10 protein-coding genes and 4 pseudogenes are annotated in these 15,182 nt (G+C 43.5%); 6 read left to right on the top strand and 8 right to left on the bottom strand.

Going from position 1 to position 15,182, the window contains the following annotated elements:
- Positions 1–78 precede the first annotated feature (78 nt).
- Both TT11_RS04465 and ppx read right to left on the bottom strand, forming a co-directional pair.
- Positions 79–880: pseudogene (locus TT11_RS04465) on the bottom strand (acetyl-CoA carboxylase carboxyltransferase subunit alpha).
- Positions 881–1,057: 177 nt separating this feature from the next.
- Positions 1,058–2,578, bottom strand: coding sequence for an exopolyphosphatase (gene ppx, locus TT11_RS04460; RefSeq protein WP_261869209.1), 1,521 nt, complete (start codon positions 2,576–2,578; stop codon positions 1,058–1,060).
- A 505-nt stretch (positions 2,579–3,083) separates the two neighbouring features.
- On the opposite strand from ppx, the gene TT11_RS04455 reads away from it, so the two are divergent.
- A complete protein-coding gene (locus TT11_RS04455) occupies positions 3,084–3,419 on the top strand; it encodes a DUF962 domain-containing protein (protein WP_261869346.1) in 336 nt (111 codons plus the stop codon).
- A 116-nt stretch (positions 3,420–3,535) separates the two neighbouring features.
- Here the strand turns inward: TT11_RS04455 and TT11_RS04450 are convergent, their stop codons facing one another.
- From TT11_RS04450 to TT11_RS04435, 4 genes and pseudogenes are all read right to left on the bottom strand, one after another.
- Positions 3,536–5,071: an AMP-binding protein gene (locus tag TT11_RS04450; protein WP_261869208.1), complete on the bottom strand. Its 1,536-nt coding sequence runs from the start codon at positions 5,069–5,071 to the stop codon at positions 3,536–3,538.
- On the bottom strand, positions 5,025–5,267 hold the full coding sequence (locus TT11_RS04445) for a hypothetical protein (protein ID WP_261869207.1): 243 nt from the start codon (positions 5,265–5,267) through the stop codon (positions 5,025–5,027). The genes TT11_RS04450 and TT11_RS04445 overlap by 47 nt, the downstream gene beginning before the upstream one ends.
- Positions 5,268–5,532: 265 nt before the next feature.
- Positions 5,533–6,833 (bottom strand): annotated as a pseudogene (hemL, locus tag TT11_RS04440) (glutamate-1-semialdehyde 2,1-aminomutase).
- Positions 6,834–6,936: 103 nt separating this feature from the next.
- A complete protein-coding gene (locus TT11_RS04435) occupies positions 6,937–7,290 on the bottom strand; it encodes a zinc ribbon domain-containing protein YjdM (protein WP_057758016.1) in 354 nt (117 codons plus the stop codon).
- A gap of 471 nt (positions 7,291–7,761) precedes the next feature.
- Between TT11_RS04435 and TT11_RS04430 the strand changes: the two are divergent.
- The 3 genes and pseudogenes from TT11_RS04430 to TT11_RS04420 all read left to right on the top strand — a co-directional run bounded on the left by TT11_RS04430 (position 7,762) and on the right by TT11_RS04420 (position 9,931).
- Positions 7,762–8,515: pseudogene (locus TT11_RS04430) on the top strand (folate-binding protein YgfZ).
- A 91-nt stretch (positions 8,516–8,606) separates the two neighbouring features.
- Positions 8,607–8,795: an FAD-dependent oxidoreductase gene (locus tag TT11_RS04425; protein WP_261869206.1), complete on the top strand. Its 189-nt coding sequence runs from the start codon at positions 8,607–8,609 to the stop codon at positions 8,793–8,795.
- Positions 8,792–9,931, top strand: a complete 1,140-nt coding sequence (locus TT11_RS04420) for an FAD-dependent oxidoreductase (RefSeq protein WP_261869205.1) — start codon at positions 8,792–8,794, stop codon at positions 9,929–9,931. Before TT11_RS04425 ends, TT11_RS04420 begins: the two co-directional genes overlap by 4 nt.
- Before the next feature lie 112 nt (positions 9,932–10,043).
- Here the strand turns inward: TT11_RS04420 and TT11_RS04415 are convergent, their stop codons facing one another.
- Positions 10,044–12,218: a molybdopterin oxidoreductase family protein gene (locus TT11_RS04415; protein ID WP_261869204.1), complete on the bottom strand. Its 2,175-nt coding sequence runs from the start codon at positions 12,216–12,218 to the stop codon at positions 10,044–10,046.
- Between the two features lie 70 nt (positions 12,219–12,288).
- Complete coding sequence (locus tag TT11_RS04410; protein ID WP_261869203.1) at positions 12,289–12,981, bottom strand: TetR/AcrR family transcriptional regulator; 693 nt, start codon at positions 12,979–12,981, stop codon at positions 12,289–12,291.
- 210 nt (positions 12,982–13,191) lie between these two features.
- On the opposite strand from TT11_RS04410, the pseudogene TT11_RS04405 reads away from it, so the two are divergent.
- Both TT11_RS04405 and TT11_RS04395 read left to right on the top strand, forming a co-directional pair.
- Positions 13,192–14,432 (top strand): annotated as a pseudogene (locus TT11_RS04405) (NADH:flavin oxidoreductase/NADH oxidase family protein).
- Positions 14,433–14,870: 438 nt separating this feature from the next.
- The gene (locus TT11_RS04395) at positions 14,871–15,074 is read left to right on the top strand and encodes a CsbD family protein (protein ID WP_057758006.1); all 204 of its coding nucleotides are present in this window, start codon (positions 14,871–14,873) and stop codon (positions 15,072–15,074) included.
- Positions 15,075–15,182 lie beyond the last annotated feature (108 nt).

Below are 15,182 nucleotides of genomic sequence, written 5' to 3'. Positions count from 1 at the left end.
TAGCACTAAGACTCAGGCTCTAATATGAAAAGCCCATTATTAATAATAGTGACTTAACGAAAGCGCCATAACAACCAATTAAGCAGGCAGCATCACTTCTGAATTGAAAGACTTTAGCTTTTCATAACGTAGCTCACAACGCTCTTGAGGATCTAAGTCTTTAATTTCATCGAGCTGTTCAGTGATTAATGCTTTTAAGGCATTCATTACAGGTTGTGGCTGCACATGTGCGCCCTCGCCTTCTTCGATGACAGCGTCAATCAAACCCATTTGATAAAGGTTAATGGCGTTTAGTTTTAGCGCTTCACTAGCATCTTGTGCTTTCTCAGCGGTTTTCCAGAGGATAGAAGCACAGCCTTCTGGCGAGATCACTGAGTAAATGCTATTTTGTAGCATATTTACTTTATCACCAACCAATTGCCAATGCGCCGCCTGAGCCACCTTCACCAATGATAGTCACAATCACAGGCACTTTCAGACTAGAAAACACAGCGATGCTTTCTGCAATCGCTTGCGCCTGTCCGCGCTCTTCTGCGCCAATACCAGGATAAGCACCTTGGGTATCCACAAAGGTCATCACTGGAATGTTAAAGCGCTCAGCCATTTTGACCAAACGAATCACTTTGCGATAGCCTTCAGGATTGGCCATACCAAAGTTATGAGCAATACGCTCACGGGTGCTACGACCACGATGCTGACCAATTACCATCACAGGCTGACCATCAAAACGTGCAAGACCACCTAGAATGGCTTTGTCATCGGCAAAAGCACGGTCGCCATGCAACTCGTCAAATTCGGTAAAAAGCTGATTAACATAGTCCATAAATAATGGACGCTTGGCGTGTCGTGCAAGCTGCACACTATCCCAGACAGTGCTCATAGACGCTTCCCTTTAATAATTATACTTAATGTATTTATGTTTAAGAATAATATCGTTATCCGTATTCAGATAATGAAAGTACAGTTGTAAACTCAATAGGAGCTATAGTAGCACATCTTAAATAGCATGACATTATCGACAACGCCGCTTTTGTTACGTTAATCTTTAACCCGGTACTTACAATGGTAACTGCTCAACCTCTGGAGTCTCAGCCTCTTGAGCTTCAATCACACTAAGCTGTACGCCCCATTTAGCAAACTGGTCAATCTCAGTACGCAAGTCTGCGAGCAAGAACGCATAATGTTCACTGCTATCCGCTAAGGTAATTTGCCAACTGTTTTCAGCGACTACCTTTAATTCTAGCTCTGGTAGCGCGTAATCACTGCGGCTATGATGTGCCAGTACGGCGAGGCGCAACAATAAGCAGAGATAAACCAACTGATCACCGCCAATCTGACAAGTCTGCTCTAGCATATCGGCTTTGAGCTTGCGGCGATGATTGAGCATCAACTGCGCCATGCGTTTTTGATCAACTTGCGAAAATCCTGGAATATCAGAGTATTCAAGTAAATACGCACTGTGCTTGTGATAACTACTATGACTGATTGCCAGCCCTATCTCATGCAAGAAAGCAGCACGTCTGAGCAAGTCGCAATCATCATTGGACAGCGCAAGCTTGTCTTTTACTTGTTCAAATAAATGACGGCTGGTTTTCACCACTTGCTTGGCTTGCTTTTTGTCTCCTGAATAACGCTTGATTAACGCCAATACACTGCGGTCACGCACATCTTCACTAGCAAAACGGCCAAGCATATCGTACATAACGCCTTCACGTAACGCACCATCTGAGTAGGTAATGGTTTCAACGCCTAATACTTTCATTACTGCACGCAGTACTGCCACACCAGCAGGAAATACAGCTTTACGATGTTCTTTGACGCCTTCTAACTCGATATCATCGATATTGCCAATCTTGATCAGCAATTTCTCTAACTTTTTGACACCTTTATAGGTAATGCGTTCTTGCTCATCGGCCCAACCCTTTGACACTAGGACATTACGCACCGCTTTAATCGTACCGCTTGAACCAACCACACTGCTCCAGCCTGTCTTTTGATAGCGACCATTAATCGCTAAGACTTCTTTGCGTGCACCTGAAATCGCACTATTAAAAGCTTCTTTAGTAATCAGACCATCAGCGAAGAATTTTTGGGTAAAAGAAACGCAGCCCATTTGTAAGCTTTCAGTCAATAATGGATCAAAATTTTGACCAATAATAAACTCTGTCGAACCACCGCCAATATCCATAACCAAGCGTTTATCACTACTCTCGTTGGTATGCGAGACGCCCAAATAAATCAATCGCGCCTCTTCGCGGCCCGCAATAATCTCAATAGGTTTTGGCAAGATTTTATTGGCACGGGAAATAAAGTCGTTGGCGTTTTTGGCTTGACGCAGCGCATTAGTCGCGACCACACGAATACGCTCTGGTGGTACTGAATCCAAACGCGCCACAAAGCGGCTTAAACAATCAAGACCCCGCTGCTCAGCGGCTGCACTTAGAATATTATTTTCGTCCAGACCGGCGGCGAGCTGTACCTTTTCAGACATCGAGACTACTTTTCGCACTTCCCCGTGGTCAAGACGAGCAATAGCTAAATGGAAACTGTTGGAACCAATATCGATGGCTGCCATCATTCATCATCGCCAATTGCGGATTCGTAAGGTAGTCAATAGGCATAGGACAAGTTGTCACCGTGTTAGAGAGAGTGGATAGTTTACCAAAATCACGTGCTATATAGTTATAAAATCACATGTATAGAAAAAAAGTAGTAACCACAAAAACCAGGGCAATTTTGTCATTAAAGCATTTATGCTAAACACTCGCAAGCGATGCAAAACTATAGCGGGAACATCGGAGACCACCCTATGAGCTGACAGGTATCGACTCAGCATCTAGCGCTTGTGTTACGTATATCGGTTTGCTACATTGAAAGCTATCAATATCATGATAAAAAACCGTTATTTACAGAATTTTTATCCGTATCACTTACTTCAAAAGCCACCAACTAATCGGTTAAAAATCATCCGCAATTAGTAGTTATCAACCTCACCAGCAAGGAAGCTAGTCATATGAATCAGACCACGACAAAAGACGCAACCCAAAATGCTGAAACCCCCATCAGTAGCGCTAAAAAAAGACATGGTAAAAACTGAAAACTCGCCCAAACAGGCATTTTATGATTTTTACTTAGATGAGCATCAAAACATGGCCTGTCGCCGCCTACATTTCGCAGGCAGTAGTTTTGGCTTATTAGGACTGGCAAAGTCTGTCAAAACTGGCTCAGCCAAACCTTTGGTAAAGGGTATTGCTGCTGGATATGCCTGTGCATGGGTTGGACACTTTTTCTTTGAAAAAAACAAACCCGCTTCTTTTAAGTTTCCATTGAAAAGCTTTGTCAGTGATTTTCGTATGTATAGCGATGTGCTACGAGGCAATCTTAGCTTGAGAGATCGCAAGTTTGATAAAACAAGATAACGTTTAGTCGTCATATAAGTTAAATAAACAAAAACAGGGCTGCTAAAAATAGCAGCCCTGTTTTTGTTTATTTTAAGAATTATCTCGATGTCACTCTTATAAGTGAAATACACTGCTCACTTATCGCAGTTCAGTTCTTTACGCAAAATTTTGCCAACAGCAGTCTTAGGTAGCTCATCGATAAACTCATAGGACTGTGGACGCTTATAGCCAGTTAGGCGCTTACTCGCAAAGTCTTGTAGCTCTTCTACGGTGAGATTCGCATCTTTTTTGACCACAAATGCTTTTGGTACTTCTCCGCTATGGTCATCTGCCACCCCGACTACAGCGACTTCGAGCACTTTGGGATGTTCAGTCAATGAAGCCTCTACTTCATTGGGATATACGTTAAATCCTGATACCAGTATCATGTCCTTTTTACGGTCGACGAGTGTCAAAAACCCCTCATCATTCATTACGCCGATATCACCTGATCTAAAGTAGCCATTTGGGGTGAAAGTATCTGCATTGGCGCGCTGCCAATAACCGCGCATGACCTGTGGCCCTTTGATACAGACCTCACCCCTTGTACCTGTTGGACACGTATTCCCATTCTCATCAATGATATGGATATCTGTCAAAGCAAGCGGCAGTCCGACGCTACCATTGAACTCTGTAATGCCAGACGGATTGAAAGAAATAACGGGTGCCGTCTCAGACATACCATAGCCTTCGCTAATAATCATACCTGTCACTTGCTGCCATTGATCAGAAACCGCTTTGATAATCGCTGTGCCGCCACCGATAGATAAGGCTAAACGACTAAAATCTAGACTAGCGAATTTTGGATGATGCAGCATGCCAATGAATAATGTATTCACTGAAGGGATAACATGAGGTCCGTGCTGTTCAATGGTATTCACTAAACCATCGATATCACGTGGATTAGTGACCAATATATCTTCCCAGCCGCCATAAAGACCTAGCAAGCCGCAGACCGTAAACGAAAAAATATGATAAAGCGGTAAGGGATTAAGTATTTTAATCTGCTCGCTACGATTGGCTTCAATCGTTTTACCAAACATCGCGTAGCACTGGCAGACATTGGCCATGACATTATAATGAGTTAGCATGGCGCCTTTTGGCTTGCCAGTCGTACCGCCTGTATATTGCAGTAGGGCCAAATCTTCACGTACAATCGTAACGGCTTTAAACGCTTCTGCATCATAGGCCTGCATAATATGTGCAAACATTATGTTGTGCTGTGATGACTCATTTGATGATTTGGTCGAGGCATGTGTTTGCTCATCTGCGTTCGCAGATTGTGCTGTGCCAATTTGACTGAGCAAGGCAATGTCGTTATCAGCAATGCTAAGATCAATGGAACATCTGACCACCCATTTTAACTGCGCTTTGACTGTGTCATCTAATTGCTCATAAGCAGTGCTCATACCATCTAGCACAATTAGACCACAGGCTTGAGCGTCAGTGAGCTGATGTGCCAATTCATATTGGGTATACATGGGATTGACATTGACCAATACCACACCTGCACGTAGGCAACCCAACAGTACCACGGCATACTGCAGTATATTTGGCAGTTGTACCGCTATGCGATCGCCCTTCTCAATACCTTGCGCTTGTAAAAAAAGCAGCGAAACGTCGACTAGCAATGTTTAACTGTCCAAAAGTGAGCGACGCCGCACCCATACTAAAAGCTGGAAATTCACTATGTTGCTCAATCTTTGGTTGCAGTAAGTCAATCAGATTTTGCTTACCTTCCAATACATTCAAATGATTGTCTAGGCCGTATTGGTCGTAAGTGGCTTGCCATAATGGCGCGGTATTGCTAGAAGTACTGGTACTCATTCGTTTGCATCCTTGCTCAATTGTCTGGGTTTACCTCAGAATATCATAACTTATTGTCTGTTTTTCGGATGCGCAGGCAAGAACTGTATAAGCATCAGTCACGCTAATGTCTATACAAACAATCTTCAAAAATACTTTATATTATTCCCAATATGATTATAAATAAGATATCGATAAACAAAAAAACCAGCAAAGATCACGGGATGACCTTGCTGGTTTTTTTAAGCTTTAACTTTTTAGTTAGCTAATAACTTACATGGCTAAACTATGCTTTTGCCATTTCTGCAAATATCTCATCAGCCGCTTTGATTGACACATCAATATCTTCATCGCTATGCTTGATTGACATAAAGCCTGCTTCATAAGCAGACGGTGCCAAATAAATTCCGCGATCTAGCATGCCGTGAAAGAAAGTATTAAATATGTCCATGTCACACTCTGTCACGTCATCGAAGTTCTTTGGCGTGTCAGTTTCATTGTCTTTAACAAAGAACATGCCAAACATGCCACCCAGCTTATTGGTACGTAGATGGATGCCATGTTTATCAGCTGCTGCTTGGAAACCATCCACTAGGTGATCAACTTTCGCTGCTAACTCGTCGTAGAAACCCTCTGCGGTTAAGTCCTCAAACATAGCGATACCAGCGCGCATCGCTAGTGGATTGCCTGATAATGTACCAGCTTGATAGACACCGCCAAGTGGCGCGATGCAAGACATCACTTCTTTTTTACCACCGAAAGCACCAACAGGTAAGCCAGCACCGATGATTTTACCAAAACAAGTCAAGTCTGGGTCAATACCGAAATGTGCTTGTGCACCGCCAAGACCAACGCGGAAGCCAGTCATGACTTCATCAAAAATCAATACTGCGCCATTAGCCGTACATTCTGCGCGCAACGTATCATGGAACTCTTGTGTCGGGATAACCATGTTCATGTTGCCAGCGATAGGCTCTAAGATAACGCAGGCGACTTCTTCACCCCATTTTTCAAAGCAGTCCTTAATCGCTTGCGGATCATTATAAGGAATCGTAATGGTATGCTTAGCAAAGTCTGCAGGCACGCCTTTAGACGTTGGCTCACCAATATCAAGCATGCCCGACCCTGCTTTTACTAGCAGCTGTCTGAATGCCCATGGTAGCAACCTTCAAACTTAACGATTTTGTCACGCTGAGTATAACCACGTGCTAAGCGAATCGCACTCATGGTCGCTTCTGTACCAGAGCTAGTCATACGAATCATTTCAACACTAGGCACGATTTCGCAAATCTTGTCAGCAACGGTGGTTTCAAACGGCGTTGGTGTGCCAAAGCTCAAACCATCATCAGCGGCTTTTTTCACCGCATCGATGACTTTTGGGTGCGCATGACCTAAAATCATTGGGCCCCACGAGCCAACATAATCGATATAGGCATTGTCTTCGGTATCATAAATTCTGCTGCCATTGGCACGATGCATAAAGATTGGCGTACCACCAACTCCTGCAAAGGCGCGAACTGGCGAGTTAACACCACCTGGGATATGTTTACGTGCTTGTGCAAAGAGCTGTTCGTTTTTAGTACTCATAATTATTCTCTACTTATAGCGACATTTATAACGACAATGTTTTGTGATTGAGCGTCTATTTTATATTTGTTTATTATTGAATCTTTCAAGAAGTTTTTACAATTTAAGCTTTTTTGACCACAGAAGACTTAAGCTTCATTGGTCCGTAGCCATCAAGTTTGCAGTCGATATCATGACCGTCAGTAGCATCTGGCAACAGGCGAATACTTTTCGCTTTCGTCCCTACTTTAATTACAATTGAAGAGCCTTTGACTTTTAGGTCTTTAATGACCGTCACCGCATCGCCGTCCTGTAGCTCATTGCCAACAGCATCACGAATAACTGCGTCTTGGTCTTCAGCTTGCGCTGCATCAGTCTCAGCCGCCGTCCATTCATGAGCACACATAGGACATACCAGTAACGCACCATCTTCATACGTATATTCAGCATCACATTTAGGGCAATTTGGTAAGCTCATTATTTCCTCGGCAGCCATCGTACATTAGGTTAATTGTAGAGCTGATATTGTACCGTAACTCACCATCTTTAACCAATTTGTACGCTTGAAAATCAAACGCTATGCCCAATTTAACACTTAACTCATCGCTTATTGATGACGTTTTTTTATGACAGGGTTTTTTTGTGGTACTCTTCTTAGCTTCATTTAGTTTAATGTGCACATATACTGTCAATGATAAAAGTGCCCGTATAATTTTTTTATCACTTCGATTTACCCTCTATATTAGGGCGTGTCCCTATTTTAAAAATGGCGATAAAAATGAGATAAATCGCAGGTAAACAAGGAAAATAGCGCGGGTAATATCGAGCTATTGGCTAGCTATTTGACGCCGTTTGCTAAAGATATATCCATTTTTAGCCCATTTAGTCATAAACATTTGAATTAGGGATATGCCCTAATAAATAAGCTCTCATCAGAAGGATAATAACAATGACTCAGTCTCCAGACACATCAGCACTGCCGCAGTTTTCACAATTAACCATTCAAGGCGAGGATGCCGAAAAATTCTTTCAAGGACAATTGACCTGTGATGTCACTAAGCTTGGCCTCAGCTATCAAGCTGCTGCCATTGGTAATTTAAAGGGACGCATTGAATTTGGTATTTGGATTAAGAAACAAGCAGAAAAGCAATATGATGTGGTCATTAGTGCTGACTGCGCGGATGCTCTACAAGCCCACCTTAAAAAAATATGGTGCATTTTCTAAATTTGAAACCAGCGCGCCGACACCAATTTATCCTTGTGTCCTTGATAATGTACCAACTTTTAGTCATAAAGACGACCATAATACGACTGAGGATACACAAGCTTGGATGCAATGCAGTATTGCCACTGGTAACTATTGGATCGTAGCCGCGACTCAAGGTGAATTCCAACCGCAAGAGCTGCGTCTACATCAACGCGGCGGCATGGACTATGATAAAGGCTGCTACTTAGGCCAAGAAGTCATCGCTCGCATCTACTTTAAATCTGCACCCAAAGCATTTTTGCACTATGTACAAGGCACCGGTGCAGCACCAAGCGCAGGCGACAAGCTCGATAAAATCCAAGTAGTCAATGCGATGAAAAATGATGATGGCTTTACCGCTTTGGTCGTGGCACGCCCTGAACAATTGGCAGAGAGTGATTTGAGCATATTGGACTTGCCAGCTGCCCTACAAGTAGATGTCGCACGCCCAAAATAAAAGCACATCGAATCAGGCAAGCGACGCAGCAAAGGTGACGGTAGTTCAATAAAGAGTTACCGTCATGACTAACATGAGCATAGAGAATCCTATGACACATATTGCGGTACTCGGAGCAGGCGTGGTGGGCGTGACCACCGCATGGTATCTACGTCAGGCAGGCTATGATGTGACCGTGATTGAACGCGAGTCAGCGGCAGGTATGCAAACATCATTTGCAACGGCGGTCAAATATCTGTCTCACATGCCACGCCTTGGGCCAACCCTGCGACCCCGATGAAAGCGCTCAAGTGGTTGTTTAAAGAAGATGCTCCGCTACTGTATCGTTTGCGCGCTGATAAAGCTCAGCTCAAATGGGCCATGCAGTTTCTGCAAGAGTGCCGCGCCGATAGAGCCGATGCCAATCTGGTGCAAATGGTGCGCCTAGGTCTATATTCAAGAGATACCTTACAACAGCTACGCGCGGATATTGGCATCAACTACGAGCAGCAAACACGCGGTATCATGCATTTTTATACCAATCAGGCAGAGTTTGATGCGGCTATCGAACCAACTGAACGCATGCAAGCGCTTGGTTGTGAGCGCCATGTGATTGATATTAACAATGCTGTCAATTTAGAGCCAGCGCTTTACCCAATTGCGCATAAGCTCACTGGAGCGACTTATACCAGTCGTGATGAGTCTGGCAATGCGCACCTGTTTACCCAGCGCTTGGCGCAGCGTTGTATCGATGCTGGCGTACAGTTTTTATATGATACCGAAATTTTAGCGCTCAATACCGATACCGACTCTGCCCGTCCGCATGTACACAGTATTACTATCCGTCCAAAAGGCGAAAATGCGCAGACTTTTACGGCTGATAGTCATGTGGTCGCGCTTGGCAGCTATAGCGTTCCTCTCTTAAAACCACTAGATATTCATGTGCCTATTTTTCCAGCAAAGGGATATTCGGCTACGTATACGGTGAATCCGCGCGCACCCCACTTAGCACCTTTTGTTAGTTTGATTGATGATGAATTTAAGCTGGTCACCTCACGACTGGGTGACAAATTGCGAGTCGCTGGTACGGCTGAATTCAATGGCTATAACCTAGACCTAAATGCTACGCGCTGTGAAGCCATCACTCGGCGTGTGCAGCAATTATTTCCAAAAGGCATCATCGCAAACTCGGTGCAATATTGGACAGGACTGCGCCCGATGACCCCATCGAACGTACCTTTAATTGGACGCGCGCACTGTGGTCAAGTCAAACATGGCAGTCGTAAGGCTTCAGCGACTTTTGACAATCTATGGCTCAACACCGGACACGGTACATTGGGATGGACACATTCTTGTGGTTCTGCAAAAGCCATTAGCTTATTGATACAGGGCGAAATACCTAGCGTTGATTTTGACTTTATTGGTATAAGTGCTTAATCGGATAAGCGATAGATTAAAATTTTGTGCAAAAAAGAAGGCGCTTACCTATAGTAAGCGCCTTCTTTTTATTTTAGGACAATTCTTAAGTGATTACGCTATTCATCAAGGTTTATGATGCGGTAGCCAATGCGTCATCTGTTGCTGATTCAAGCGCTTCCAGTTGTACAGGCACACCATTAACTGCCGCATTGCCACTTAATTGGTCAATTAGGGTTTCATCAGTCAAATCATTAACGCTGACACCTGCATGCGCTTGAGCAATCTTTTGCTTAACCCCTTTGCGGCCGTGACCAAAGCCGTGCGGGATACTGACCACTCCTGGCATCAGCTCATCCGTCACTTCTGCTGCAATGACCACGCTACCCACTCGAGAAGTTACTCTGACATCTTGACCGTCTGCAATGCCATGCTGCGCTGCCGTTTGCGGATGCAACATCAATGTACAGCGAGATTTACCTTTTACCAATCGATGGCTATTGTGCAACCATGAATTGTTACTACGTACATGACGACGACCGATTAGCACAATCTCATTACTGTTGTACTGTTGCACCATTTCTTTAACACGTGCCAAATCTGACTGATAAAAATCGACATGAAGATGAATTTGTTTATCAGCGTGTTTAATAGCCTCTGGCAACATCCGATGCAACGGACCTAAATCAATACCATGTGGGTTTTCGACTAAGGCTTCGAATGTCACGTCTTTATGAGGTCCATACTTTAGACCTTGCTCTAACAAGAACTTAGGACCAAAGGCTTTTGTCGCGGCACGTTCTTTTTGCGTTGCTTCTGGCGCATCTTTGTCTAAGCGATCTGCCAGTCCTAAATAAATCTCCCAATCATGCTTGGTATCGTCAGTTTTATCAAACAAAGCAGGCGAATATTTGGCGACATTGTGCACGGCAAAACCATTAAAAGTAATGTCATAGTGGTCGCGCTCTAATGGCGATACAGGCGGCAGAATAATATTGGCATGGCGACTGGTCTCAGTCACAAAGTAATCAAGCGAAACCATAAACTCTAACTGAGATAATGCTTCATCCAACTTTTCACCATTTGGGGTACTCAAAACAGGATTACCAGCGACCGTAACGAATCCTTTTAACTGGCCTTCCCCTTCGACTAACATCTCATCTGCCATCGCAACCACTGGATACTCACCATTAAAATCTGGCAAGTTGCTGACGCGGCTATGACGTTTACCCAAATAGCCTGGGCCTGAGCTGTTCACAACATCGACGGCAGGATTTGGGAACATGAGTCCGCCCACTTCATCTAAACGACCCGTGACGATATTAATGACCATAGATAGATATTGGCTCAGCAAACCAAACTCTTGCACCGAGATACCCATACGGCCATAACAAACAGAGCTTTCCGCTTCACAAAACTCTTTGACGATACGTTTGATTTCGGCTGCGGTAATACCCGTGATATCTGCCACTGACTCAGGCGTATATTGTTCAGCAAACAAAGCAAGTCGATCGATCTCTGGTGCCAAGGCAGCCACTCTAGTATCGAGCTTTGCATAGCCTTGCGTATAGATTTCATTGAGCATGGCTAATAGCAGCAATACATCCGTCGCTGGACGAATAAAGTGGTGCTCACTAGCGATGTCGGCAGTTTCAGTACGTCTTGGATCAACCACCACTACCTTGCCATCGCGCGCTTTGATATCTTTTAGCTTTTGACGCATGTTAGGCGCAGTCATGATACTGCCGTTGGAAGCCAGCGGATTGCCACCGATGATCAGCATGTATTGTGTGTTATTGACATCAGGAACTGGAATGCGCAGCATGTGACCAAACAGATGCATGCTAATAATATGATGCGGCAGCTGGTCGATAGAAGTGGCAGAAAAACGACTGCGCGTCTTTAAACTGGTAAGCAGTTGTTTGATGGTCAACATACCGCCCATGTTATGTACGTTAGGATTACCCAAATAAACACCCAACGCATTTTGACCATACTTTTGCTGTATGGATTGAATACCTGCAGCAACTTTATCCAACGCTTCTGGCCAACTAATAGATTTCCAACCGTCAGCCGTTCTTTCTACCGGCTGACGCAAACGGTCAGGATCTTCATGCAAATCTTGTAAAGCAGTGGCTTTCGGACAAATATAGCCTTGCGAAAAGGGATCGTTTTTATCCCCTTTAATCGACAAGACTTTTTCGCCATCATGTTTTATTTCGACACCGCACATCGCCTCGCACAATGTACAAGTTCTAAAATGCGTTTGCGCTTCGCCTAACGTTGGTGCAGCCGTGGTTGTGGCCATAGTCACTCTCCCTGTTGTGTTTTTTGTTCTAGGCTTCATGACAATAATTTTTGCTTATTATCACTACTGACTAGTATTGCTTCCGTGCAAAAAAATTGGCGAACAGTGCGTCAAAACTGATACTCAACGTGGCAATCGCTTGTTGTCTTGAGTAACGCTGCTGATGACAGCCCAATATCAACTCATGTACCTGTGCCGCCGCCATATCGACGCATAGATTGACAGCACTACGCTCGCAAGTACGATTGGATAACTGTAATCCCTGAATAAATATCTCTGTCCATTCTTCTTGTATTTCGGTAATCAGATTGCCCAGTCCATTATTTAATGATGACTGGTTTTCTATACTGTCACTAAATCTAGGACGGTCTTCGAGTAAGTGTTGAAACAATGCGATATTCTCAAATGCAGAATCAAAAATCATAATCAGGCATTGTCGACATTGCTGATTAAACTGATCTTTACTCAACACATCATAATCTTTGAGCATATTGACCCATGCCAGTCGCATCGGGGATAGATAATTGTCTTTTAGTTGGGTGCTCAGCTCGTTTTGCAGCGCCTCTAGGCTCTCAAAATGATTGTAAAAACTGGGCTGTGCAATCCCTGCACCTTTGGCAACTTTATTCATGCTCATGCCCTGAGCACCTTCCAAACTATACAACCGCAAGGCACTTTTTAATAACGCACGCCGAGTCTTAGCTTTCGCCAGCTCACGTTTGGACTCTACTGGGACTGTCAAATCTGGAGCTAATACATTCAATGCAAAGGTATTCCTATTCAATAGATAATTATATCGACACACCAGTAATTTACCTTAGGAGCTATTGTGCCAAAAAAATGTGGTGATAATGGTCAATTACCGACAGCGAATATCTTAGCTATAAGGTTATAGTCATTTAAACCATATGTCTATAGCCAAACCCATAGTAGAACTCATGCTTCACAAAACAACCATTTCTAGGCCACCATCATGACATCACCTGTATTCTCCCCTTTAGTGCTGCCTTGTGGCGCTACATTACCCAACCGCTTAGCGAAAGCTGCCATGGAAGAAAACATGGCTGATATCGGTCAAGTCCCTGGCCCTACTCTGCTCCGTCTATATAAAAACTGGGCAGAAGGCGGGACAGGTCTGTTAATCACTGGAAACGTGATGGTTGATGGCCGCGCTATGACAGGATCTGGCGGTGTCGTATTAGACAAACACAGTGAGATAGCGCCTTTTAGAGCGTGGGCAAATGCTGCCAAGCACAACAATACGCAGGTTTGGATGCAGCTCAATCATCCTGGCCGTCAAGTATATGCTGCCATGGGCGGTGATGTGCTATCACCTTCTGACGTGGCAATTGACTTGGGCAAGCACTCTCATCTATTTGGCAAACCTCGTGCGATGACGCAGCAAGATATCGAGCAACTGATACAGCGGTTCGCCGATAGTGCACTAAAAGCAGAACAGTCTGGCTTCGATGGTGTACAAATTCATGCCGCTCACGGCTATCTAATTTCTCAATTTTTATCACCGCTTACCAATAAACGTAAAGATAAATACGGCGGTTCGATTAAGAATCGTATGCGACTATTGATCGAAGTAATCAAAGCCGTTCGTGCTCAAGTTGCGCCTACCTTTGCAGTCGCTGTGAAGATAAACTCAGCCGATTTCCAGCGCGGAGGATTTGATGCAGATGATGCCAAAGTGGTTATTTCAGCGATGAATGAATTGGCCGTAGATTTGGTTGAACTATCAGGTGGCAGCTACGAAAGCCCAGCCATGCAAGGCAGCACAGCAGATGGTCGCACGTTGCAACGAGAAGCTTACTTTTTAGATTTCGCAAAAGAGATTGCTCAAGTTGCTACAATGCCTATCATGACGACAGGTGGCGTTAGGCGATTGGCTGTCGCAGAAGATGTACTGGCGCAAGGGATTGACGTGGTTGGTATGGGAACCGCATTAGCATGAACCCTGCTCTACCGAATGACTGGGAAAATGATAGTACGCTTAGTGCTCACAATCCTGTGGTACGCTGGAAAGATAAAACCTTAAGTGCAGTTGCTACAATGGCGGTCATCAAGCGACAATTACAGCGCATGGGGCAAGGAAAATCACCCAAACCAAATGCGTCGCCAATTTTCTCATTAATTTCTGATCGTATACGAATAAAGAAACTCACCAAACGCTATCATCAGTATTTGAATAAATATTCGACGAAATAAATTTTAATTAATTTCAAGGATAATAAAAAAGCAGCTACTCTATTTTTGAGTCTCTGCTTTCTTATTTACATAAGTATTTTTGGATAAATAATATTTTTTTCTTAATATTTATATAAAAAACAAGTTCATAGAAGAAATTACTATCACGCATAGTAAACGTAATTTACGTGGTACTACTACAGCAGCCTTGCAGATAACACTTAGTAAACGCTCATTATATTTAAGTAACACTGTAAACATAGCATATACAGACAGCTGAATTGAAAAATCCTATATTTAATATAACAAGATATTTGGAACCGATCCTTTATTCTTGTGCAATACAATTAGAATAAAAATTAAATAGTAGTATCAGTAATCGATATCGTGAAATAAAAACCAAAATAGTGATTAAAAAAATAGATCAAATACAATAAGTTCAATAAAAGGAAGAATACAATGAACGAACATACTCTAAAAGGCGAATGGAACCAAATGAAAGGTTCAGTTAAACAAAAATGGGCTGAGCTAACAGACGACGATCTTACCCATATCGAAGGTAGCCGTGACAAGCTAGTAGGCCGCGTACAAGAGCGTTACGGTCATGCTAAAGAAGACGCAGAGCGTGAAGTAGATGACTGGCGTGTAGAAAACAAATATTAATATATTCGTTGCATATTTATTCGCTGCATAGTTACTGTACTAAATAAACTGAAAAACCGCATAGAAATATATGCGGTTTTTTTATGGCAGATTTATACTGTACAGATA

The organism is Psychrobacter sp. JCM 18901 (genome assembly GCF_000586435.1).
Lineage (GTDB): Bacteria > Pseudomonadota > Gammaproteobacteria > Pseudomonadales > Moraxellaceae > Psychrobacter.
Note: the sequence above shows the minus strand (reverse complement) of the source record. Positions and strands in the feature narration are given on the sequence as shown.